Here is an 18,302-nt window from a genome sequence, read left to right as displayed (position 1 = left end):
GCGAAAAAATTGTCTTCGTTGCCATTTGGAAAGCTGTAATGACGCCATTTCAATGAACCAAAGAACGCAAACGAAGCGCCCGGTTTTTTTTAAACTAATTTAGAAGCGGATGCCGGTCGGTTTGGGCACTTCCATTGTTCACCGCATGAGCGGCGTTCTGCTGGCGTTCGGAATTCCCCTCGCCCGTCGTAAGCACCCGTGTCTGGATTGTCAATTGCAGCGAGCTGGTCATTGCAATGTTGAGCGTGGGGGGCCTTGTTTTGAAGAAAGCCTTATGCGGTCTGGGTGCCTGGCTGGTGCAGCGCTTTACCGATGTGTACATGCTTTTTAGTCGACTGGCGCGGCTGGATGACTGGCATGCCGATGCCAGTCACCACTGCGCTGTTTTTTGTTGCATTGCTGACCCCCGCCCGGGTAGGCCTTCGCGAAGTGATCCTGAACCACGTCAAGCTCTTGCATATGCGCGCTGGTGTTCTGGCAGTAATTGGGTTTATCCTGACCGGGCTTGCCCTATGCATGCTGAAAATCTTGTTGCTGACGCAGCACTGAAGCGCAAATGAAGCCCGGGCGGATCAAGCTGAAACCCCTTGTCTGCACCATCGGACACTCCACGCATTCGCTGGACGCCTTTATTGAGCTCTTGAAAACCAATCAGGTGCACCACGTTGTTGATGTGCGAACCGTGCCGCGCTCGCGCCACAATCCGCAATTTAACACCGACTCGCTGCCGGCCTCGCTGCGTGGCGTCGGCATTGACTACACGCACATGCCCGGCTTGGGCGGACTGCGCCACACGCACGCTGGCTCCATCAACGAAGGGTGGCGCAACACGTCATTTCGCGGCTACGCGGACTACATGCAGACGCTGGAATTCTCGGAAAATGTGGAGCAGGTCGCGCGTCTGGCCGATCATGAGTGCTGCGTCCTGATGTGTGCCGAAGTGGTGCCATGGCGCTGTCATCGCTCGCTCATCGCCGATGCGCTGACCGTCCGCGGCGTAAGGGTTGAAGACATCATCGGCGGCAAAGGTCGCAAGCTGCATGTGCTCACTCCCTGGGCGTATGTTGACGGCCTGAAGATTACCTACCCGCCTGAAGCCGCTGAATAGGGACAGGAGAGAAGCATGAAATTTTTAGCCTGTCGCTTTGATCCCGAGGCCGACAACGCCAAGCCCGGTCTGAAGGACCATGACATTGCGCTGGAGCCAACTCACCAGATGTTGCTCAATGTGATGCTGCGAATCAAACAGCAAGATGGGACGCTGAGCCTGCGTAAATCCTGCCGCCATGGCGTGTAAGGCTCCACACCATCAACATCAATGGTCGCAACAGACTGGCGTGCGTGACGCCGGTGAGGGCTCTGAAGGCGCCCACTGTCTTGCGCCCGCTCCCGAGTTTTCCGGTAATTTGCGATCTGGTGGTCGACATGACGCGGTTTTTAAAACAGCAATGCCCGATCAAGCCCTGTCCGATCAACGACGGTGCATCGCCTGAAAGAGAGCGTTCGCAGTCGCTGCAGGAAAGCGATGAACTCAACGGTTTTTATGAGTGAATCCTGTGTGCCGGCTGCTCCATCCGGTGCTCTATGGCTCTGGTGAAACTTGATAAATTTGCCGGTCCCGCCGGACAGTAGCAAGCCCGGCGCCTTATCGCCGACAGCCGCGATCACCTCGCCGCAGCGCGGCTTGAGAACCTGAACAATGTCTATCGCCTGTTTCGGTATCGCACCATCATGAATTGCACCGGAGTCTGTGCAGAGGGCCCGGAGCCGTCCCGCGCAATTGAAAGAACTCGGCTGCTGCTTGTCGAAAAATATTTTTAAAGTTTACGCTGGAGTAACTCAAATCAGCTTGGAATAGGTCGAGGTGGTGGGCTGGGTCAGGTATTTGTCAAACACCATGCCGCTGGCCCGTACGAACAGCCGGCCCTTGGCTGTTACGCAAATGGCCAGCGGGCTTATGGTGATGAGGCCAGCCTCTTCATATTGCCTGAGCAGCATAAGTTCGGGGGCAAAATAGCGGTTGAAGTCAATGCCGTACTTCTGGTTAATGGCGTCGATTTCGACTGGCGCGCTGCACATCAGCGTCATGATGATGTCGCGCCTGAGCAGATCGTCCTGGCTCAATTCAAAGCCTTTTTCAATCGGGAGCTGGTTCTGATCGAGGCGCTCATAGTAAGCGTTAACCGTTCGCACCGACTGGCTGTAGGAATTGCCGACCTTGCTGATGGCCGAAACCCCAAAACCGATCAGGTCGCACTCGGAGCGCGTGGTGTAGCCCTGAAAATTGCGATGCAGGCTTTTGTTCAGGCGCGCCTTGTTCAACTCGTCGTCAGGTTTGGAAAAATGATCCAGCCCGATATAGACGTAACCGGCATCAAGCAGACGCTGCATGGACATCAAAAAGATCTGCAGGCGCTCCTCGGCTGAAGGCAGATCGCTGTCGTCAATCAGCCGCTGAGCCTTGAAGCGCTGGGGCAGATGCGCATAGTTGTATAGCGCGATGCGATCCGGCGCGACGCGAATCAGGCTGTCGAGTGTGCGGCCAAAGCTCTCAAGCGTCTGCTTGGGCAGGCCGTAAATCAGGTCGGCGTTGATCGACTCGAAATTCGCCTTGCGGCTGTCTTCAACGGCTTTTTCGACCATTTCAAGCGGCTGAATGCGATTGATGGCCTGCTGCACGGCCGGGTCAAAGTCCTGTACGCCAAAACTGTTGCGGTTAAAACCAAGCTCAGCCAGCATGGCCAATGTGCCGTCCCCGACCGTGCGCGGATCAATCTCCACGCCCAGTTCGGCGTCGGGCGTAAAGTCAAAATGCCGGCGCAGCATGGTCATCAGCTGGCCCAATTCATCGGCGCTAAAGAAAGTCGGCGTGCCGCCGCCCAAATGCAGTTGCACCGCCTTGCGGTCAGCCCCAATGTGCGAGGCCACCAACGCCATTTCCCTGTCGAGATAACGCAGGTACTCCGTCGCTCGGCCATGCTCTTTGGTAATAATCTTGTTGCAGGCGCAAAAATAACAGAGCGACTCGCAAAACGGCAAATGCACGTAAATTGACAGCGGCGGGTTGTGCGGGCTTTTCGCACGCTGTTCGAGATGGCCCAGGCAGGACTGTTCGGTAAAACCGGTATGAAAGCGGTCAGCGGTCGGGTAGGAGGTGTAGCGCGGACCTAGGGTGTCGAACTTGCGAATCAGTTCTTCGGAGAGTTCGATATCGGGCAAAGGAAAGTTCATGGAAAAATCCAGATAAAGGTGATGGGAACAATTTTCCCGCAAATCGGTACGGTTTTGGAAGACCTGCCCCGATTGAGTCATGATTGTTGGGTTGATCGACGGTGCGGCCAGGTGGGATGTAGCAAAACGAGCCGTCTGAAAACACGGCTGCATTTAGCGCTGCAAAGAATTTTGTCGGAATAAGGCACTACCGTGCCAAGATACTGCTGCACCAGGTCGGGGTGTTCGCGCACCGCATCCGAAAACGAGCCGAAGATGATGCCGAGTTCGGCCAGCTTGTCCTTGTAAGTTGTGCCGACCGAAACGCTGTCGAATACCGCATCCACTGCCACCCCGGCAAGGCGCTCGCGCTCATGCAGCGGAACGCCGAGTTTTTCGTAGGTGCGCAACAATTCGGGATCAACATCGGCTAGGCTTTGCGGGCCATTTTTCATGGATTTCGGCGCCGAGAAGTAGATGATGTCCTGGTAGTCGATAGCTGGATATTTCACCGTTGACCAGTTGGGCTTCTTCAGCGTGAGCCAGTGGTGAAACGCCTTCAACCGCCATTCCAGCATGAAGGCTGATTCGTTCTTGCGCGCAGAAATCATGCGGACTGTTTTGTCCGTCAAGCCGCGTGGCAGGCTGTCGTTTTCAAGCTCGGTGACGAAACCGTGGCGGTATTCATTGCCAATGACTCCATTGAGCAGGGGGTCGGTCGCTGTCATGCTTCTTCTTCCTGCGTCGTAGTCGCCGTCGGCGATGCCTGTTTCGGTGTTCGTGCGAGCATGATGGCGCTGGCATTGACCGGGCGGTTTACCGGGGTGAGCATGTCTGCAAGGGTGATGTTTTGCAACACGCCAATCACCGCCTGGTTGATGCGTTGCCAGTTGGCCCGCACCGCGCAAGCGGACTCCTGCGCGCACAGACCGGGAGTGACGCTGCACTCGGTCATCCCTATCGGGCCGTCCATAGCGTCGATGATGTCGACCAACGAAATCTGCCCGGCGGGTCTGGCCAGCAAATAGCCGCCCCTGGCGCCGCGCAGTGACACTACCAAACCACCACGCGCCAATATCTTGAGAATCTTGCTGACCGTTGGTACCGGTGCATGAATCGCAGCCGCAATCTCGGGCGCGCTTCGACTCGTTTCTGCATCATGGATCAAGGCTGTCATGACGACAGTCCCGTAATCAGCCATTTTGCTCAGTCTTAGCAAGTTGATAGTCGATAGTTATTAAACAGTACCAATTTAGTCCTGTTTTGGAAGCAGCAAGACTGCAAGTCTGGAAAGCCTTGTTGGCAACCCGGCTTGACGCGGGTTGCAGTTGCAATTCATTGAAGCGAAAAGCTTTTGCTTACGAATGTCACCTCGTCCTACATTGCGTATCGGGTCCGCCTGTTACAAGTATCCAGTGGAGAAGGAGGTTTTTATGGAAGCCAAGGCCACACGGATTAACAAGGCTGGTGACGAGCTGGTTGTTGCAGGACGGCTCTGCAGCCGCAAGACAATGATTTGCGTGCATTGCGGGCAGGCTCCAAGGTTATTGTCAGGAGTTCCTTAGTTAGCCCGGCGGTCATCGTCAACTTTCTTCGAGTTTTTGCTGCCACTGACGCACGCGCCCTCAGGGCCGCAGGACAAATTCTGAAACTAGGCACTTACGAAAGAAATCATGAATAGAAAAGTCAAATCTTTGATAGTGGCCGGCCTTTTCGGCCTGGGTTCGATGTCTGGGCTGCTGGGCGGTACTGCGCAAGCTTCCACGCCTTATGCCAATGCAACGGTGGAAGGTGCTTTGGCGCCGGGCGTTTACGGCCGCATTGAAATCGGCAATGCGCCACCCCCGCCACTGATTTACGTGCAGCCTGTCATTATTCAGCGAGCGCCGGTGCTAGTGCAGCAACCACCGCTATATCTGCACGTTCCTCCAGGGCACGCCAAAAAGTGGTCCAAGCACTGCGCCAAGTACAACGCCTGTGATCGCCAGGTCTACTTTGTCAGGGTCAATGGCGATGATGACTTCGAGCGACGCAGAGGCAATGAGAGGGATGACCATCGCGGATATGAAGATGATCGGGGCCGGGACTACGATAAAGGTCACGGCAACGGCAACGGCAACGGGAAAGATAAGGACAAGGGCAAGGGCCACAACAAAAAGGATCGCGATTAAGTAACATTTTTCTCCCTTACGCTTTGCGGAGTAAAGGTGACTTTCATTGGTATTTTTCCAGTGGCGGCGGCAAAAACGGGCAGTCTTCAGTCGGTGTCAGCATGACGCACGCTTGGGGACAGCGGTATTGTGAGAAGATCAAAGCCATTTCAGGAAGGAACCCATGAAAGCAATCTGGAACGGCGCAGTCATTGCGCAAAGTGACGACACCGTGGTGCTTGAAGGCAACCACTATTTCCCCGAGGGTTCGCTCAATCGCGACTTCGTGACTTTCAGCAACCATCACACGACCTGCGCTTGGAAAGGTCAGGCGAGTTACTATTCTTTGCTGGTCAATGGGGAAATGAACACCGATGCAGCGTGGTTTTACCCCGACCCGAAATCAGGCGCCGAAAATATCAAGGGACATGTCGCGTTCTGGAAGGGCGTGAAGATCGAACCTTGAGCATCTGCGAAGCAGGCATCGACAGAACATGACGGATGCCTCGGAATATTTTCCTGATTTTCAAGGAGATTGCGCATGTTCGAGCATATTCTCGTCCCGATTGATGGTTCTTCGACGGCGCGCCAGGCGATCGACAAAACGTTGGTCATAGCCGAAAAATTCAAGAGTACGGTGACATTGATTTATGTCATTGACCCCTATGCTTTTACTGGCGTGGGGACAGATTTCTCCTACGGCCAAGCCGAATACCTCAGCGCCGCCACAGCAGAAGCGGAGGGAGCCATCAGTGCCGCTACCCGGATTTTTGAGGAACACGCGATTCCGGTCAAGGGTTCGGTAGTGGAGGGCCCTACGGTTTACCGCAGCATTCTTGACACTGCGGAGGCCATTAACGCCGACTTGGTGATCATGGGCTCCCATGGTCGCCGTGGACTGGAGAAATTGGTACTGGGTAGCGTTACTGCCCAGGTGTTGTCGCACGCTCATTTGTCGGTACTGGTTGTTCGCGACTGAGCGTGGGGCTTTCTTCCGATGCCGCCTCGAGCTGCTGCGTCCCGGTTTGTCACAAGGAGTTTTTCATGGATTTACTGAATCACGATCTGGCACATGAGTTTCCTCAATACCTGCAGAAAATGCGCGCCCTGAAAACATCCGATCCGCATTTTATAAGCCTTTTTTCCCAATACGACGCAGACAATCACGCCATCATCAAATACGAACAGGGGATCGGTCTGATTACCGATGAGGCGCTTGAAGCGTTGAAGAAAAAGCGGCTGAAAATCAAGGATGAAATTTACGGAATTCTCAAAGCGTCTTGACACTTGGCCCGGCGGTCATTTCTTGAATGAATTGACGGCCCGGTGATGTATTTACGCTGATTGCAAGCTACAAAACAAGACGCATCACTCTAGTGTCCGGGGCGGCGACGACTGGACCTTTCAATCAATTGATTCAGGGTTTTCATCAGACTGAAACACTTTAGCGCCAAGCTGCCTGTTTGACAAACTTTGGCTATGGCGAAAGAGTGCCCTTAATTGCGTTCATCACCTGCTGCAGCAAATGCCTCGTCAGGAAACCGAGCATCCAGCAATCGTATTGCCAGAACGGGTGCGTCATGAAAACTAGGTGCGCCAGCCGGTGATCTTGGTGCCCGACGGGTATTGAGCCCCGGCCTTATTCCCTGACGTCTGCCACCGGCTGCGCTCCAAAGTCGGGCCGGGCCAGCCAGGCCAGCACGCGGTGCGCCGCTTCGTCGGGCGGCGCGAGCCGGCCTTCGCTTTTAAGTCGTGCAAAACTTTCCCGGTCTGGAAAAGCCGCCACGTCTGCGCCGCGCAATTGAAGCTGCATGGCGGTGTCCATTACGCCAGGCGCCAGTGAGCAGACTTTGGCTCCGTTGATCTTGCCCGCTTCTTCCAGCGCCACGCAGCGGGTGAAATGGTCCATGCCGGCCTTGGCTGCGCAATAGGCCGCTTGCGATGCCATCGCACGGCGCGCCAATCCCGACGAGATATTGAGCACCTTGCGCTCGCCTGACCAGTCTTCGGTTGCGCGCAGGAAGGCCGCCGTGAGCTGCATGGGAGCCTCTAGCCCGACGCGTAGGGCGCGGGCCAGGTCAGCGGGCTGGATTTCGCTCAGAGGGCCGATATGCGGAATCACGCCGGCATTGTTGATGAGCGTTGCGCTGGTCCAGGCCTTGCTGTCCTGCCCGCGCAGCCAGTTCTCCAGCCGCGTGGCGGGCGCGGCGCTTTCGGCGAGATCGTGGCTCCATTGCAGTAGCGCGGCGCCCGTTTCATGGGCATGCCGTGCTAATTCTTCTGGATGGCTACGCGAAATGCAGAGCACGGTATGGCCCCGCGTGAGCAACTCGCAAGCCATGGCCAGTCCCATGCCGCGTGATGCGCCTGTGAGTACTGTAAGTCGTTGCGTCATGCTTGCATGGTAGCCCGTCAGACGGGAAATGCCGCTAAAAACTGGCGGCGCTTTGCAGCGCCATCATGCTGCTTTCGAGGGGATGCAAAAATTGCAAGCTGCATGCGTGGAGCAGCAAACGAGACGCACTGGCCTGCACGGCTTCAGGCGCATACAGTGCATCACCGAGGATCGGATGGCCCAGCGCCTGAAGATGCACGCGCAACTGGTGGGAGCGGCCAGTTAGCGGTTCCAGTTCGACACGGGTGCTGCGAGTGACTTCGTCAAACTTCAGCACACGCCATCGGGTCTGGCTGGGCTTGCCGTGCGCGGCGTCGATGATGCGCAGCGGACGACGTGGCCAGTCCACCGCAATCGGCAGGTCAATCAGGCCCCAGCCGTCCGGTCCTGTCGCGGGCACCAGGCATCCGTGTACAACGGCCAGATACCGTTTGTGGACTTCGCGGCGTTCGAACATCTGGCTGAGTTCGCGCTGCATCGTCAGGCCGCGCGCCATGAGCATCAGGCCGGAGGTAGCCATGTCAAGCCGGTGCACGACCAGCGCGTCAGGATGGACTGACTGCACCCTGCGACTGAGACAATCCTGCTTGTCTTCACCGCGCCCCGGCACCGCGAGCAGGCCCGAAGGCTTGTTCAAAACCAGCAGGCTGTTATCGGCATACACCAACTCAAAAACCTTGCTCGCCCCGGTCATGCTGCTGCTGATGGCTCACAAGCCTCAGGCTTTCGGCGGTGGAAAATTGTGAACCGTCGGGCTGGCGCGCCTGATTTCGCGCAGCATGAAAAGATAGAGGCTTTCGACTTTTTCACGAGCCCAGGGTGTTTTGCGCAAAAACTTCAGGCTGGATGTCACGCCGGGGTCGCTGGTGAAGCAGCGGATGCTAATGCGCTGCCCCAGTTCTTCCCAGCCGTAATGGGCAGCCAGCGCCGTCACGATGGTTTCCAGCGTGATGCCATGCAGCGGGTTGTCAGGCTGGTCCGGCGTTGCCGCTGGCTCTGCCGGCGTGGCAGGCGAAGGACCAGAGGACGTTACCATCACTTTTCTATTTGTTTTTCAGCTTGCCCCGAACCGGTACCTGGGTCACGACGGTCGGGCGTACCGCGTCAGGCGACACCAGCTTGGGTGGCGAGCTATCTTTTTTCGGCTTCTTGACCATTTTGTCGTTGTTTTGCTGACCTTTTGCCATGACTTTCTCCAGTAAGGTGTGATGCACTGATTATCAGTGCAACTCTATCTGTGGACGAGCTGTCAAGTCAATCATTTCAAACACGGAGACCATGACACTGCGGTGCATTTGCTGGCTTTCAGGCTCAAAGACCTCCGATGTCGGGCCGAGGTTAAGCGCCGGGTCTGCGGCAAGCCGGTTTTATGCAGGTGTCTTCGCCCGCGTCGGGCGTGCGCAGGCCGCACAACATTCGGAGCGTGGTGATCTTGCCGCAACCGTTGGGTCCGAGGAAGCCATAGATGCGGCCCTTGGGCAAGCGCATGTCCAAAGGGTCCACCACGACGCGGTCGCCATGGCGGCTGGGCAGGACCCGCACCTTGACATCACCGCTTGCACTGTTGCCATCATGATGCCAGCAGCCGTACCTCCGGCGGTTCACCAGAATGCAGGCGGCGCACGTCCTGCGGGCTTGGTGCGCGCCTCGACCATGAAGACCCGCTTGGCGCGTTTTTTCGTGCGGTAGATGATGGGCGAGGTGTCTTTCGCTGCGCGCGATGCATCGATATTGGCCGGAATCGGCGCGCCCCAGCCGTGGCATTGCAGGCGCACCGGCTGGTTGATGGCGCCCAACTGCGGCTGTGGCAGGAAGAACTGCGCCTTGATGTTGGCCGGCGCTAGCAGCGTCAGCACTGCGGCGCCCGCCGGCAGCCAACGGCTCGCTTGCCCGGGCCAGTCGTTTCGGTGATCGCTGGCGGCAGCTGCACGCTGTTGGTGGCAGCTTGTTGGTTCAACGCTTTGCCAGCCCTGACCAGCCGCGACCGCATGAATGGATAATTTCAGGTTTTCATTTTTGCATCGAAGCGGGATGTGCCTGCGCCGCCCAGCCATGCCGCGCGCAGTCGGTAGCGGGGCGCCTGCTCTGGTGTCCACTGGAAATGAAATCATCGGGCCTGGTTGCTGCGCACCCGCTGCACCTGCATCGGCGTGATGCCGCCCGCCTGATTACCCCAGGAAACGCGGATATGCGTGACGACCGCGGCCACGTCAGCGTCATTCAGCACCAGCACAAAGGGCGGCATGCCGAAAGGGCGCGGGTTGCCTGCGGTGGCAGGCGCGTAACCGCCGCCCAGCACCATCTGCACCAGGTTTTCCGTCGATGCCATCGTCACTGCGCGGTTGCCCGCGAGTGCCGGATAAGCATTGGTCACGCCCTGACCTTTGGCACCGTGGCACTGCGCGCAATGCTGCTCATACAGCTTGGCGGCCTTTGCAGTGTCGATAGTTGGTGCCTGGCCGACGATTACCTGGCGCTTCGGGTTTTCGCGCGGTAGTTCTTTCAGGTACTGCGCCATTGCGCCCAAGTCTTCCCGCGTCAGGTACTGGGTGCTGCGCAGCACCACTTCGCTCATCGGACCGCTGACCGATGCCTGTGCCGACACACCGGTCTGGAGCAGGCTGACGATCTGCTCCCGGTCCCAGTCGGCCATGCCCGCCTCATGCGGCGAGCCAAGCGAGGGCGCATACCAGTTTTGCATTGGAATCAGGCCGCCCGTCAGTTCCAGCCCCTTGCCTATGCCGCCCAGTGCGTCGCGCGGTGAATGGCAGGCGCTGCAGTGTCCCAGCCCCTGGACAAGGTAGGCGCCGCGATTCCAATCGGCGCTGCGGCCAGCATCGGGCTGGAACACGCCAGGCCTGAAATACAGCGCGCGCCACACCGCAAGTGCCACCTGCGACTGGTAAGGAAAACGCAGCGCGTGGGGCCGGTTCGACTGCACCACGGCGGGCAGGCTGCGGAGATAGGCAAAAATCGCGTCCGAGTCTTCCCGCGTGACCTGGGTGTAGTTGGTGTAGGGGAACGCCGGATAGAGCAAGCGACCGCTTTTTGAACGGCCGTTGTGCATGGCGCGCCAGAAGTGGGCTGACGACCAGTTGCCGATGCCGGTATTTTCGTCGGGTGTAAGGTTGGACGTGAAGACGGTGCCAAAAGGCGTGGGAATCGCCAGCCCACCGGCGTAGCGCTGGCCGCCACGGGCGGTGTGGCAGGTCATGCAATTGCCAGCCTGCGCGAGGTAGGCGCCGCGCGCAACCAGAACCTCACTCGGCGCGTAAGCCACAGGTGCCGATATCTTCAGCTCGTCTCGCACATTCAGTGTCCAGACTACGGCACCTGTCACCAGGGCCAGCATCGCCACGCCAAGCGCTAGCTTGATAACCGTTTTCATTTTTGAGCCTTCACTTCGGCGGGGCAGCGCCTGTTGCGGGCGCGCTGCCGCAACGGATAGCCGCTGCTCCCGGTGCCAGGGCAGGCAGGGCTTTGGCCGGGTGGATGTCGGCGGGCAGCGGCTTGGCCGCGACCCAGCTGGCCACTGCATTGATGTCCTGCAGGCTGAGGCGCGCCACCATGTCTTTCATGCAGTCCGGCTCCTGGGCGCGGCGCTGACCAGCTTTCCAGGCACCGAGCTGCGCATTCAGGTAGTCGCGCGGCAACCCCAGCAGGCCCGGGATGTCGGGTGCCACACCGGTCATCGCCTGGCCGTGGCATTGCACGCAAGCGGGAATCTGGCGCGCGCTGTCCCCCTGCATGACCAGCTGCCGACCCAGGCGCAGCACATCGGCAGATGCCGGACTGGGCAACGGCGCGGGGTAGGGCACTTCAAGGCCCGAGAAATACTGCGCCATTTCCAGCAGATAGGCATCGCTCAGCGGGTCAATCAGCTGTGTCATCAGGCCGTAATGGCGCCGCCCGTCGCGAAAATTGAGCAGCTGGTTGTAAAGGTAACCGACCGGTTTGCCGGCAAGTCGCGGGTAATAGCCGTCGGGCGCGGCCCGCCCTTGCTGGCCATGACAGGCGGTGCAGGCCAGTGTGCGCTGGGCAATGTTGTCTTCAAACGGTGCGGCGGCCAGCGCCGGGTTTGTTGCCGTCCAGACGATGCCGGCCGCGACGGCGAAAGCCACCAGCCGGGGTAAAAAGGAGGAGCGGGGCTTGGCCATGGCCGGATCATGCACTACCTGAACCGCCTGCGTGAGCTGCAGGTAACTTCAAATCAGCGGCATCCATCGGGAAAATCAGACAAATCGGCTTCTAGTCTATAGAGTATCAATATCAATAGCTATTAAAAACATAGCAAACTAGACCTTGTCAAGCCAGACTGCAATGCGCTGGCAAAGCCAGGCGGCGTCGTCGTGCGCCAGGTCGTGACCGGCCCAAGGGTGCGCATGGTAGGGGGCCTGCCAGGCGTGGGCCAGGCTGGCCGAACAGCGCGGATGCACCAGCTGGTCGCCGCTGGACGACAACACCAGCGTCGGGCAGTCGGGCTTGCGGGCGCCTGAAAAGCGCGCCGCAGCCCAAAGCTGGCGGCCGGCGTTGGCGGCGCTCACCGGCCTGTCCTTGCGGATGCTGAGCCAGCTCGCCAAGTCTTCGTTTTGAAAGCTGAGACGTCGGCAGGTAAGCTGGTGGATAAGGCGTTCAGCTGGCTCTGCCTCACCCCAGCGCGCCGCCAGCAGCGCCAGCCGCAGCCAGCTGCCGGGCCGCAACCTTTGGCTGACGCTGCTGAAGGCGCGCAGGCTGGTGTTGATCAGCACCAGCCTGGCAATTTCCCGCGGATAGCGCTGCGCCCAGTCGGCTGCCACCATGCCGCCAAGCGACATGGCCAGCAGGCTGTAGGGCGGCTGGCATGCCCTGGCGAGCAACTGCTGGCGCAAAAATTCCACCATGTCGCGCACCGACCATGGCGAGGCCTGCGCGGCAAACTTGCCGTTGCCTGGCAGGTCCAGCGCCACGACCTGATCGACGCCGGCAAGCCCGGCGGGACACACCACGCAGGCCAGCAGTTGCGGCAATTTTTCCCAGTGTCTGGCCTCACGCGTCAGGCCTCTCAACAGTATCCAGTTCATGGACCACCTTCTTCATCAAACCCGCCTTGGCCGCCAGTACGCCATCGCTAGTTTCGTGAGCTGGGCCCGGCGCTCGGCTGGCGGGAGCCAGTTTGGCGCGGCAAAGGCGGCGCGCGCCAGGAAGTCCAGCAGATCGGCATGACGGCGCAGCACGCGCTTGGTGCGGTGCACCTTGATGGGGTTGAAAATGCCGTGCCGGGAAAACAGCTGACGCGGATTTTTGCGTATCCACAGCCACGAGCCCAGTTCCAGTGTCATCGGCAAAAAAACATGGCCTGCCGGGGCGTGGTCATAGGCACGGTCCCACAGGTCGCCGTGCAGCAGATACTGGTTGCTTTGTGGTTCAAAGCGGTAGTCGTGGTGCGGATGCGACTGCTCCAGCATGGTCTTGAGCGCGAACATTTCGGGGAGATTGGCCATCAGCCGGCGCGTTTTCGCGTAGGGAAACCAGAGGCTGTCGTCAAAGCCATAACCCGAATGGCAATCCAGCGCCAGACTGAAGGGTCGACTGGCGAGCTGCTCGTGCACCACCTGCAGCAAAGCGGTGCTTTCTGTTTCCATCGGCGCGCCCGGCCGGCCGCAGTACCAGGGAAGTAGGGCGCTCAGGGTCTGGCCGCCCGCCAGAAAAGGCACGCCGCTCTCGGCTTTTTGCGGCGCGTTGCGCATCAGGTCCACGCCCTGAGGGTTGGCGCGGGTGTGCGCCCACATGCCGCCGGGGTTGACGATGGGCATGAACACCAGCTTGACTTTTTGTAGCTGCAGGTGCAGCAGCCCGTCCCACTCCAGGCGAAACAGCAGTGCGCGCATGTAGGCCAGGATCAGCTGCGTTCCGATACGCTCCAGCCCGTGAATGCCGCCAAAAAAACCGACCGCCGGCGCCAGCGGGTCGCGCGAGCCGATGCTGGCAACCAGCAGCGGAAAAGAGCGGGCCCCGGCGGTAATCCGGCCCACGGTCTGGCTGTCGAACAGCGCACTGCCCGCCCGCAAAATGGCCTTGAGTTCCTCATGCTCGTCGAAGGTCGCGCCGCTCTCCGGGGTGGCGGCCAGGGGTGGCGGGTCGAAAGCGCGATGAAAAGAGTCCATCAGCTCATCCTTGCACAGTTGTTTGACAGGACAATGTGCGCCGCCAAAATGGCAGAAACTTTTTTCAAGTCACCAGTCGCCAATCACTGTTTGCTATCATAACAATAGCTAGAAGTGGCCATTTTAATTGGACCAGACGGCTATTTGACTGAGATATCGCCACGGCAACCGGTTGGCCCGCCGCGGGCGGTCAAAAAGGCGGCCCGATCACCACATCGGACGCCGCGCAGGCCACGCAGGGCAGTATGAATCCCGCCTGCTTTTCCTCGGCGCTCAAACCCGGCCACTCGATGAGGTAAGTCACCTGGCCGCTGGCCAGACGGCAGATGCAGCTGCGGCAGGTGCCGTTACGGCAAGAGCTTGCCAGCAGCATCAACCCGGCGCGTTCGGCCGCCTGCAGCAAGGGCAGATTGGCGGGCGCGTCAAAGTTGCGGCCAGCCGGTTCCAGGCGCGCCCGGAAAACAGCGCACTCGGCCTGCGCCACTGCGGCCTGATGGTGGGTGGCTGACTTCGGGCTGAGGGGTGGCATGGTGTTAAGGTTATGCAAAGTGCGCTTGGCAGGCGAGCACCGAATTTACCCCAGTGCCGCAAAGTCTTGCCGTGATTTGCGCGACAATCTTGCCTCCCGGGCATTTGCTCACCGATATTCACAAGCGATTTTTCCAATGTCCAGCTACTCCGTTCGTCCCGCCACCGCCCGCGATGCCAAAGCGATTGCCGAAATTCACGTTGCCACCTGGCAAGCCGCGTACAAGGATGTGATGCCTGCTGATTACCTCGGCAAGATGACGCTGGAAAAGCGCCAGGCGTACTGGCGCGAAGCGATCGAGTACAGCGAGCCGCAGTTGCTGGTGGCAACAGAGGGCGAGCAAATCGTCGGCTTTGTCGGCTACGACCGTTCACGCGACGCAAAAACCCGCTCCACGGTTGGCGAAATCTGGGCCATTTATGTTTTGCCAGCCCACTGGGGCAAGGGCGCTGGCCTGGCGCTTTGGGATGGCGCACGCGACGGTTTGAAGGAAGAGGGCTGCACGCAGGTCACGCTCTGGGTGCTACTGCACAACGAACGCGCGCTGCAGTTTTGCGAACATGGCGCCGGCTTCAAGCGTGAGATGACTACGCTCAAGACAACCGAGTTTGGCAGCGCCAGGCTCGAAGAAATACGCCTCAATCGCGCGATTGACTGAAGACCGAAAATTTCAGCCCGGCGCCTGGATCTGCCCCTCTTCGTCGGGAATGAGGGGCGTTCCCTGATCAGGGTTCACCGGCAATTCCAGGCCTTCCTCGTCTTCGTCCGCTTCCTCTGCCGGCCCTTTGCGGGGCTGGGAATTAGCCGGGCAGGCAAGTGGTGCGCGTCGCCGGAGTCGTGCGGTAATTGGCATGGCAAATTTCTCCTTTTGGGTTTGATGCCGGAACTTGCGTCACGCGCAAGCCATCTCACTGGCTTTATTGTGCAACCAGTTGGCTGCAACCGATGCTTGAATTGGCCGCCAGACGGGACCGGCGCAGAATGACGCTGTCTTGTCCTACAGCTGCTTTCGCTTCAGCCGCACAGGATTGAACTGAGGCAGGCCATAGAGTTAATCTCAGCGTTTAGGGGGCTGTAACTCCCTTCCTTTTTTCGTCTGTCTCGCTGCTCTTGTGTTCAGCTTTCGCAGTTTCGAAAATCTTTTTACTTTCAAAGGAAATAACATGGAAAACACCCCTTTTAATTCCGGCAATCCGTCGTCTGACAATGCTGTTCAGCGGGGTGTGGATACGGCTGGCGCGGCTTTGCACAGCACGATTGACAAGGTTGCGGATCCGGCGCGCAGCACCGTAGACCGCGTTTCCACCGCCGCCCATGACACTGTCAACAAGCTTGCCAGCGATGCTTCCCATGTGGCAGACCGTTTCTCAGACCAGGCACGCTGGATGTCTGAAGCCCCGACCCGTGCCCTTGAGAGTTCCAGGTCCTGGGTGCAGGACAGGCCTCTTGAAGCGGTGGGAGCGGCCCTAGCACTGGGGTTCATCCTCGGACGCCTGACAGCCCGCTGATGCATTGAGGCTTGCGTCACGCTAGCGAAGAACCGCCCCAGGGCGGTTTTTTCCTTTCCGGACGGACAGGTTCAGCTTACAGGCTTGCGCCGGCACCCCTGTCCGGGCACGGTGCAAACGGCCAGCCTTGCCTTATCGCTCGCAGCTTGCGCCACGATTGCCTGTTTTCCGCGTGCGACACCCTTTCGTTTTCACGGCGCAAGTCGTCACTCAAAACTTTTTGGAAAACCATGGCAACCAGCCTGCTTGCATTGATTGACGACATCTCTACCCTGCTTGATGACGTGGCCTTGCTGTCCAAGGTGGCGGCCAAAAAAACCGCAGGGGTGCTGGGTGACGACCTGGCGCTCAATGCCCAGCAGGTCTCCGGCGTGAAAGCCGAGCGGGAATTGCCCGTGGTTTGGGCGGTGGCCAAGGGCTCGTTCATCAACAAGGCTATTTTGGTTCCAGCGGCGCTGGTCATCAGCGCCTTTGTGCCCTGGGCAGTCACGCCGCTGTTGATGCTGGGCGGCGCATTTCTGTGCTTCGAAGGCTTCGAAAAACTGGCGCACAAGTTCATGCGTAGCGCGGCAGAGCAGGCAGCAGAGCATGAAACGCTGTCGAGCGCACTGGCCGATCCTGCCGTTGACCTGTGCACCGTCGAAAAGAGCAAGATCAAGGGCGCCATACGCACCGATTTCATTTTGTCAGCCGAGATTGTCGCCATCACGCTGGGCACGGTGCAAGGCAGCCCCTTTTCCACCCAGCTCACGGTCGTTGGCGGTATTGCCGTTGTCATGACGGTAGGGGTCTACGGCCTGGTGGCCGGCATCGTCAAGCTTGATGACGGCGGGCTGTACCTGAGTGAACGGACCGGTGTCAGCGCATGGCACGGCTTTCAGCGCAACCTGGGTCAGGGCATATTGCGCGCCGCTCCGTGGCTCATGAAAAGCCTTTCGGTGGCAGGAACCATTGCCATGTTTCTGGTCGGTGGCGGCATACTGACGCATGGTGTTCCTGCACTGGACCAAGCCATTGAGGCGCTGGCCGTGGAGGCTGGCAAGATGGCGGATTTTATGGCCACTTTCACCCCCTTTCTGGCAAACGCGTTGGTCGGTTTGCTGGCGGGCGCGCTGGTGCTCGGCGGCGTCACGCTGGTTAAGAAAGCGCTGCCTGCGCCTCGCGCTGCCTGAACACAATTCAGGGTAGGGGGCTCAACTTCTGGTGCGGACCGCTTCAGGCCGCAGGCTTGTCCTTCTTTTCGGGCGGCGTTTTTTCGCCGGCGGCGGTGACGGGGCTGGCGAAGGTGTCTGCCGCACTAAAAGGCCAACGAGCCTTACTCTCTGGCTGGATTGGCTGGGTCGCATCCCTGGCCCGTTTCTCGATGGCTTTGCGGCTGTCGCGGTCAGGGGGTGGGGCTATGAATCCAGGCATGAAAATCTCCTCGACATGAGGCTAGACCTTAGACCGCATCGGCCGCTACGGTTGTAGGCGCGGGAAGATGGCAGGCGTAGGATGGTTTGCAATGCGCTTCAAGTCAAGCCAGGCCTGGCAGGCCTTGCCAGGGATATGTTTGCTTGCGGCGCTGTCCCGGAAGAGCCGTGTAAAAATCAATGTTTTTCTCGTCACAGGACCGCCTTGACCCAGCTCCCTATTCTGCTTGCAGACATCGACTTTTCGACCGACGCCTGCGATGTCGCGCGAAGGCTGATCGGCGCGGTGGTTCTGGTCAATGGCGTTGGCGGCCGCATCGTCGAAACCGAGGCCTATGACCGCGAAGACGCGGCCTCGCACAGTTTTTCCGGCCCGAATGCACGCAATGCCGCCATGTTTGGCCCGCCGGGCTGCGCCTATGTATACCGCTCCTACGGTATTCACTGGTGCATCAATTTTGTTTGCCGTGAAGCCGGGCACGGCGCCGGGGTGCTGCTGCGCGCGCTGGAGCCGATCGATGGGCTGGACCTGATGCGCGCCCGGCGCCGCCTGGATGATGTTCGTCTGCTCTGGGCAGGCGCTGGGCATCGACCCGTGCTATAGCGGGATGCGGCTGGACCAACCGCCGTTTACGCTTTTCCCGCCCGAGCCGGGGCTGGCCCGGACCGTGTTGGCAGGTCCGCGTGTTGGCATTTCCAAGGCGATTGAGCAGCCCTGGCGTTTTGGTCTGGCGGGCTCGCGCTTCCTGAGCCGGCCGTTTCGCTAGCCTGCCACCGGCACGCGGTCAGCGTTGTCCGCCAGCTGGCTCTCGATCAGGTCGTGCCGCAAGAGAAAGCGGGCAGGGACGCGACAGACCCCGCTGTTTGAATCACTGTTGCCGCGCGAGCTGGCTGGCGCGCAGCGCAGTGGGTTGAACAACCGCCGACAAGCGCTGCCAGTCAAGGCGGTGCAGTG

The 18,302-nt window shown here is 59.3% G+C and carries 25 protein-coding genes and 3 pseudogenes; 11 read left to right on the top strand and 17 right to left on the bottom strand.

Annotated elements, in window-relative coordinates:
- Nucleotides 1-363 precede the first annotated feature (363 nt).
- The 3 genes and pseudogenes from HHJ19_RS04835 to HHJ19_RS04825 all read left to right on the top strand — a co-directional run bounded on the left by HHJ19_RS04835 (nucleotide 364) and on the right by HHJ19_RS04825 (nucleotide 1,821).
- A complete protein-coding gene (locus tag HHJ19_RS04835) occupies nucleotides 364-549 on the top strand; it encodes a hypothetical protein (protein ID WP_296904574.1) in 186 nt (61 codons plus the stop codon).
- A gap of 7 nt (nucleotides 550-556) precedes the next feature.
- Entirely contained in the window at nucleotides 557-1,108 is a 552-nt protein-coding gene (locus tag HHJ19_RS04830) for a DUF488 family protein (protein ID WP_296904572.1), read from the top strand.
- Between the two features lie 15 nt (nucleotides 1,109-1,123).
- Nucleotides 1,124-1,821: pseudogene (locus HHJ19_RS04825) on the top strand (2Fe-2S iron-sulfur cluster-binding protein).
- An 18-nt stretch (nucleotides 1,822-1,839) separates the two neighbouring features.
- Here HHJ19_RS04825 and hemN read toward each other — a convergent pair.
- The 3 genes and pseudogenes from hemN to HHJ19_RS04810 all read right to left on the bottom strand — a co-directional run bounded on the left by hemN (nucleotide 1,840) and on the right by HHJ19_RS04810 (nucleotide 4,429).
- Entirely contained in the window at nucleotides 1,840-3,231 is a 1,392-nt protein-coding gene (hemN, locus tag HHJ19_RS04820) for an oxygen-independent coproporphyrinogen III oxidase (RefSeq protein WP_296904570.1), read from the bottom strand.
- Between the two features lie 106 nt (nucleotides 3,232-3,337).
- Nucleotides 3,338-3,938 (bottom strand): annotated as a pseudogene (locus HHJ19_RS04815) (Fe-S cluster assembly protein SufB); the annotation flags it as partial.
- The gene (locus HHJ19_RS04810) at nucleotides 3,935-4,429 is read right to left on the bottom strand and encodes an SUF system Fe-S cluster assembly regulator (RefSeq protein WP_296904568.1); all 495 of its coding nucleotides are present in this window, start codon (nucleotides 4,427-4,429) and stop codon (nucleotides 3,935-3,937) included. The gene HHJ19_RS04810 and the pseudogene HHJ19_RS04815, both read right to left, overlap by 4 nt.
- 454 nt (nucleotides 4,430-4,883) lie before the next feature.
- On the opposite strand from HHJ19_RS04810, the gene HHJ19_RS04805 reads away from it, so the two are divergent.
- The 4 genes from HHJ19_RS04805 to HHJ19_RS04790 all read left to right on the top strand — a co-directional run bounded on the left by HHJ19_RS04805 (nucleotide 4,884) and on the right by HHJ19_RS04790 (nucleotide 6,644).
- Nucleotides 4,884-5,381 carry a hypothetical protein gene (locus HHJ19_RS04805; protein WP_296904566.1) on the top strand — a complete coding sequence of 166 codons (498 nt, stop codon included), beginning with the start codon at nucleotides 4,884-4,886 and terminating at the stop codon, nucleotides 5,379-5,381.
- Between the two features lie 163 nt (nucleotides 5,382-5,544).
- On the top strand, nucleotides 5,545-5,826 hold the full coding sequence (locus HHJ19_RS04800) for a DUF427 domain-containing protein (RefSeq protein WP_296904564.1): 282 nt from the start codon (nucleotides 5,545-5,547) through the stop codon (nucleotides 5,824-5,826).
- Between the two features lie 75 nt (nucleotides 5,827-5,901).
- Nucleotides 5,902-6,339: a universal stress protein gene (locus tag HHJ19_RS04795; RefSeq protein WP_296904562.1), complete on the top strand. Its 438-nt coding sequence runs from the start codon at nucleotides 5,902-5,904 to the stop codon at nucleotides 6,337-6,339.
- Nucleotides 6,340-6,404: 65 nt separating this feature from the next.
- Nucleotides 6,405-6,644 (top strand): DUF465 domain-containing protein, encoded by a 240-nt coding sequence (locus HHJ19_RS04790; protein WP_296904560.1) that lies wholly within the window; start codon nucleotides 6,405-6,407, stop codon nucleotides 6,642-6,644.
- Nucleotides 6,645-6,999: 355 nt separating this feature from the next.
- Here HHJ19_RS04790 and HHJ19_RS04785 read toward each other — a convergent pair whose 3' ends face one another.
- The 11 genes from HHJ19_RS04785 to HHJ19_RS04735 all read right to left on the bottom strand — a co-directional run bounded on the left by HHJ19_RS04785 (nucleotide 7,000) and on the right by HHJ19_RS04735 (nucleotide 14,427).
- Entirely contained in the window at nucleotides 7,000-7,755 is a 756-nt protein-coding gene (locus tag HHJ19_RS04785; protein ID WP_296904558.1) for an SDR family NAD(P)-dependent oxidoreductase, read from the bottom strand.
- Nucleotides 7,756-7,789: 34 nt separating this feature from the next.
- On the bottom strand, nucleotides 7,790-8,449 hold the full coding sequence (locus tag HHJ19_RS04780; protein ID WP_296904556.1) for a pseudouridine synthase: 660 nt from the start codon (nucleotides 8,447-8,449) through the stop codon (nucleotides 7,790-7,792).
- A gap of 24 nt (nucleotides 8,450-8,473) precedes the next feature.
- Nucleotides 8,474-8,791: a VF530 family protein gene (locus tag HHJ19_RS04775; RefSeq protein WP_296904554.1), complete on the bottom strand. Its 318-nt coding sequence runs from the start codon at nucleotides 8,789-8,791 to the stop codon at nucleotides 8,474-8,476.
- A gap of 7 nt (nucleotides 8,792-8,798) precedes the next feature.
- Nucleotides 8,799-8,942, bottom strand: coding sequence for a hypothetical protein (locus tag HHJ19_RS04770; protein ID WP_196869574.1), 144 nt, complete (start codon nucleotides 8,940-8,942; stop codon nucleotides 8,799-8,801).
- Nucleotides 8,943-9,093: 151 nt separating this feature from the next.
- Nucleotides 9,094-9,360, bottom strand: a complete 267-nt coding sequence (locus tag HHJ19_RS04765; protein WP_296904552.1) for an ATP-binding cassette domain-containing protein — start codon at nucleotides 9,358-9,360, stop codon at nucleotides 9,094-9,096.
- Nucleotides 9,357-9,611 (bottom strand): hypothetical protein, encoded by a 255-nt coding sequence (locus HHJ19_RS04760; protein WP_296904551.1) that lies wholly within the window; start codon nucleotides 9,609-9,611, stop codon nucleotides 9,357-9,359. Before HHJ19_RS04760 ends, HHJ19_RS04765 begins: the two co-directional genes overlap by 4 nt.
- Nucleotides 9,612-9,862: 251 nt before the next feature.
- The gene (locus HHJ19_RS04755; RefSeq protein ID WP_296904549.1) at nucleotides 9,863-11,143 is read right to left on the bottom strand and encodes a cytochrome c; all 1,281 of its coding nucleotides are present in this window, start codon (nucleotides 11,141-11,143) and stop codon (nucleotides 9,863-9,865) included.
- A gap of 10 nt (nucleotides 11,144-11,153) precedes the next feature.
- Entirely contained in the window at nucleotides 11,154-11,912 is a 759-nt protein-coding gene (locus HHJ19_RS04750) for a c-type cytochrome (protein WP_296904547.1), read from the bottom strand.
- Nucleotides 11,913-12,050: 138 nt separating this feature from the next.
- Nucleotides 12,051-12,815, bottom strand: coding sequence for an alpha/beta hydrolase (locus HHJ19_RS04745; RefSeq protein WP_296904545.1), 765 nt, complete (start codon nucleotides 12,813-12,815; stop codon nucleotides 12,051-12,053).
- 15 nt (nucleotides 12,816-12,830) lie between these two features.
- Nucleotides 12,831-13,898 carry a M14 family zinc carboxypeptidase gene (locus tag HHJ19_RS04740; RefSeq protein ID WP_296904543.1) on the bottom strand — a complete coding sequence of 356 codons (1,068 nt, stop codon included), beginning with the start codon at nucleotides 13,896-13,898 and terminating at the stop codon, nucleotides 12,831-12,833.
- A 190-nt stretch (nucleotides 13,899-14,088) separates the two neighbouring features.
- A complete protein-coding gene (locus HHJ19_RS04735) occupies nucleotides 14,089-14,427 on the bottom strand; it encodes a 2Fe-2S iron-sulfur cluster-binding protein (protein ID WP_296904541.1) in 339 nt (112 codons plus the stop codon).
- 136 nt (nucleotides 14,428-14,563) lie between these two features.
- Between HHJ19_RS04735 and HHJ19_RS04730 the strand changes: the two genes are divergently transcribed.
- Complete coding sequence (locus HHJ19_RS04730) at nucleotides 14,564-15,085, top strand: GNAT family N-acetyltransferase (protein ID WP_296904539.1); 522 nt, start codon at nucleotides 14,564-14,566, stop codon at nucleotides 15,083-15,085.
- A gap of 12 nt (nucleotides 15,086-15,097) precedes the next feature.
- Here HHJ19_RS04730 and HHJ19_RS04725 read toward each other — a convergent pair whose 3' ends face one another.
- Nucleotides 15,098-15,280: a hypothetical protein gene (locus HHJ19_RS04725; protein ID WP_296904537.1), complete on the bottom strand. Its 183-nt coding sequence runs from the start codon at nucleotides 15,278-15,280 to the stop codon at nucleotides 15,098-15,100.
- A 310-nt stretch (nucleotides 15,281-15,590) separates the two neighbouring features.
- On the opposite strand from HHJ19_RS04725, the gene HHJ19_RS04720 reads away from it, so the two are divergent.
- Nucleotides 15,591-15,935, top strand: a complete 345-nt coding sequence (locus tag HHJ19_RS04720; RefSeq protein ID WP_296904535.1) for a hypothetical protein — start codon at nucleotides 15,591-15,593, stop codon at nucleotides 15,933-15,935.
- Nucleotides 15,936-16,165: 230 nt separating this feature from the next.
- Nucleotides 16,166-17,107: a DUF808 domain-containing protein gene (locus HHJ19_RS04715; RefSeq protein ID WP_296904533.1), complete on the top strand. Its 942-nt coding sequence runs from the start codon at nucleotides 16,166-16,168 to the stop codon at nucleotides 17,105-17,107.
- Nucleotides 17,108-17,150: 43 nt separating this feature from the next.
- Here the strand turns inward: HHJ19_RS04715 and HHJ19_RS04710 are convergent, their stop codons facing one another.
- Nucleotides 17,151-17,348, bottom strand: coding sequence for a hypothetical protein (locus HHJ19_RS04710; protein WP_296904531.1), 198 nt, complete (start codon nucleotides 17,346-17,348; stop codon nucleotides 17,151-17,153).
- 222 nt (nucleotides 17,349-17,570) lie between these two features.
- Between HHJ19_RS04710 and HHJ19_RS04705 the strand changes: the two are divergent.
- Nucleotides 17,571-18,114: pseudogene (locus tag HHJ19_RS04705) on the top strand (DNA-3-methyladenine glycosylase).
- On the opposite strand, the gene HHJ19_RS04700 reads toward HHJ19_RS04705, so the two are convergent.
- Nucleotides 18,111-18,302, bottom strand: a 192-nt coding sequence (locus tag HHJ19_RS04700) for a hypothetical protein (RefSeq protein WP_296904529.1), incomplete at its 5' end; no start/stop codon positions are given. The pseudogene HHJ19_RS04705 and the gene HHJ19_RS04700 overlap by 4 nt on opposite strands.

The sequence above is a fragment of the Polaromonas sp. genome (assembly GCF_012927415.1).
GTDB lineage: Bacteria > Pseudomonadota > Gammaproteobacteria > Burkholderiales > Burkholderiaceae_C > Polaromonas.
The sequence above is the reverse complement of the archived record's forward strand: the minus strand, read 5'-3'. Positions and strand labels throughout refer to the sequence as shown.

What these genes read in the sequence shown, in the direction of transcription:
- HHJ19_RS04835 (WP_296904574.1), top strand. Translation starts at nt 364, where the DNA reads ATGCCAGTCACCACTGCGCTGTTTTTTGTTGCATTGCTGACCCCCGCC.
- HHJ19_RS04830 (WP_296904572.1), top strand. Translation starts at nt 557, where the DNA reads ATGAAGCCCGGGCGGATCAAGCTGAAACCCCTTGTCTGCACCATCGGA.
- hemN (WP_296904570.1), bottom strand. Translation starts at nt 3,231, where the DNA reads ATGAACTTTCCTTTGCCCGATATCGAACTCTCCGAAGAACTGATTCGC.
- HHJ19_RS04805 (WP_296904566.1), top strand. Translation starts at nt 4,884, where the DNA reads ATGAATAGAAAAGTCAAATCTTTGATAGTGGCCGGCCTTTTCGGCCTG.
- HHJ19_RS04800 (WP_296904564.1), top strand. Translation starts at nt 5,545, where the DNA reads ATGAAAGCAATCTGGAACGGCGCAGTCATTGCGCAAAGTGACGACACC.
- HHJ19_RS04795 (WP_296904562.1), top strand. Translation starts at nt 5,902, where the DNA reads ATGTTCGAGCATATTCTCGTCCCGATTGATGGTTCTTCGACGGCGCGC.
- HHJ19_RS04790 (WP_296904560.1), top strand. Translation starts at nt 6,405, where the DNA reads ATGGATTTACTGAATCACGATCTGGCACATGAGTTTCCTCAATACCTG.
- HHJ19_RS04785 (WP_296904558.1), bottom strand. Translation starts at nt 7,755, where the DNA reads ATGACGCAACGACTTACAGTACTCACAGGCGCATCACGCGGCATGGGA.
- HHJ19_RS04780 (WP_296904556.1), bottom strand. Translation starts at nt 8,449, where the DNA reads ATGACCGGGGCGAGCAAGGTTTTTGAGTTGGTGTATGCCGATAACAGC.
- HHJ19_RS04775 (WP_296904554.1), bottom strand. Translation starts at nt 8,791, where the DNA reads ATGGTAACGTCCTCTGGTCCTTCGCCTGCCACGCCGGCAGAGCCAGCG.
- HHJ19_RS04770 (WP_196869574.1), bottom strand. Translation starts at nt 8,942, where the DNA reads ATGGCAAAAGGTCAGCAAAACAACGACAAAATGGTCAAGAAGCCGAAA.
- HHJ19_RS04755 (WP_296904549.1), bottom strand. Translation starts at nt 11,143, where the DNA reads ATGAAAACGGTTATCAAGCTAGCGCTTGGCGTGGCGATGCTGGCCCTG.
- HHJ19_RS04750 (WP_296904547.1), bottom strand. Translation starts at nt 11,912, where the DNA reads ATGGCCAAGCCCCGCTCCTCCTTTTTACCCCGGCTGGTGGCTTTCGCC.
- HHJ19_RS04745 (WP_296904545.1), bottom strand. Translation starts at nt 12,815, where the DNA reads ATGAACTGGATACTGTTGAGAGGCCTGACGCGTGAGGCCAGACACTGG.
- HHJ19_RS04740 (WP_296904543.1), bottom strand. Translation starts at nt 13,898, where the DNA reads ATGGACTCTTTTCATCGCGCTTTCGACCCGCCACCCCTGGCCGCCACC.
- HHJ19_RS04735 (WP_296904541.1), bottom strand. Translation starts at nt 14,427, where the DNA reads ATGCCACCCCTCAGCCCGAAGTCAGCCACCCACCATCAGGCCGCAGTG.
- HHJ19_RS04730 (WP_296904539.1), top strand. Translation starts at nt 14,564, where the DNA reads ATGTCCAGCTACTCCGTTCGTCCCGCCACCGCCCGCGATGCCAAAGCG.
- HHJ19_RS04725 (WP_296904537.1), bottom strand. Translation starts at nt 15,280, where the DNA reads ATGCCAATTACCGCACGACTCCGGCGACGCGCACCACTTGCCTGCCCG.
- HHJ19_RS04720 (WP_296904535.1), top strand. Translation starts at nt 15,591, where the DNA reads ATGGAAAACACCCCTTTTAATTCCGGCAATCCGTCGTCTGACAATGCT.
- HHJ19_RS04715 (WP_296904533.1), top strand. Translation starts at nt 16,166, where the DNA reads ATGGCAACCAGCCTGCTTGCATTGATTGACGACATCTCTACCCTGCTT.
- HHJ19_RS04710 (WP_296904531.1), bottom strand. Translation starts at nt 17,348, where the DNA reads ATGCCTGGATTCATAGCCCCACCCCCTGACCGCGACAGCCGCAAAGCC.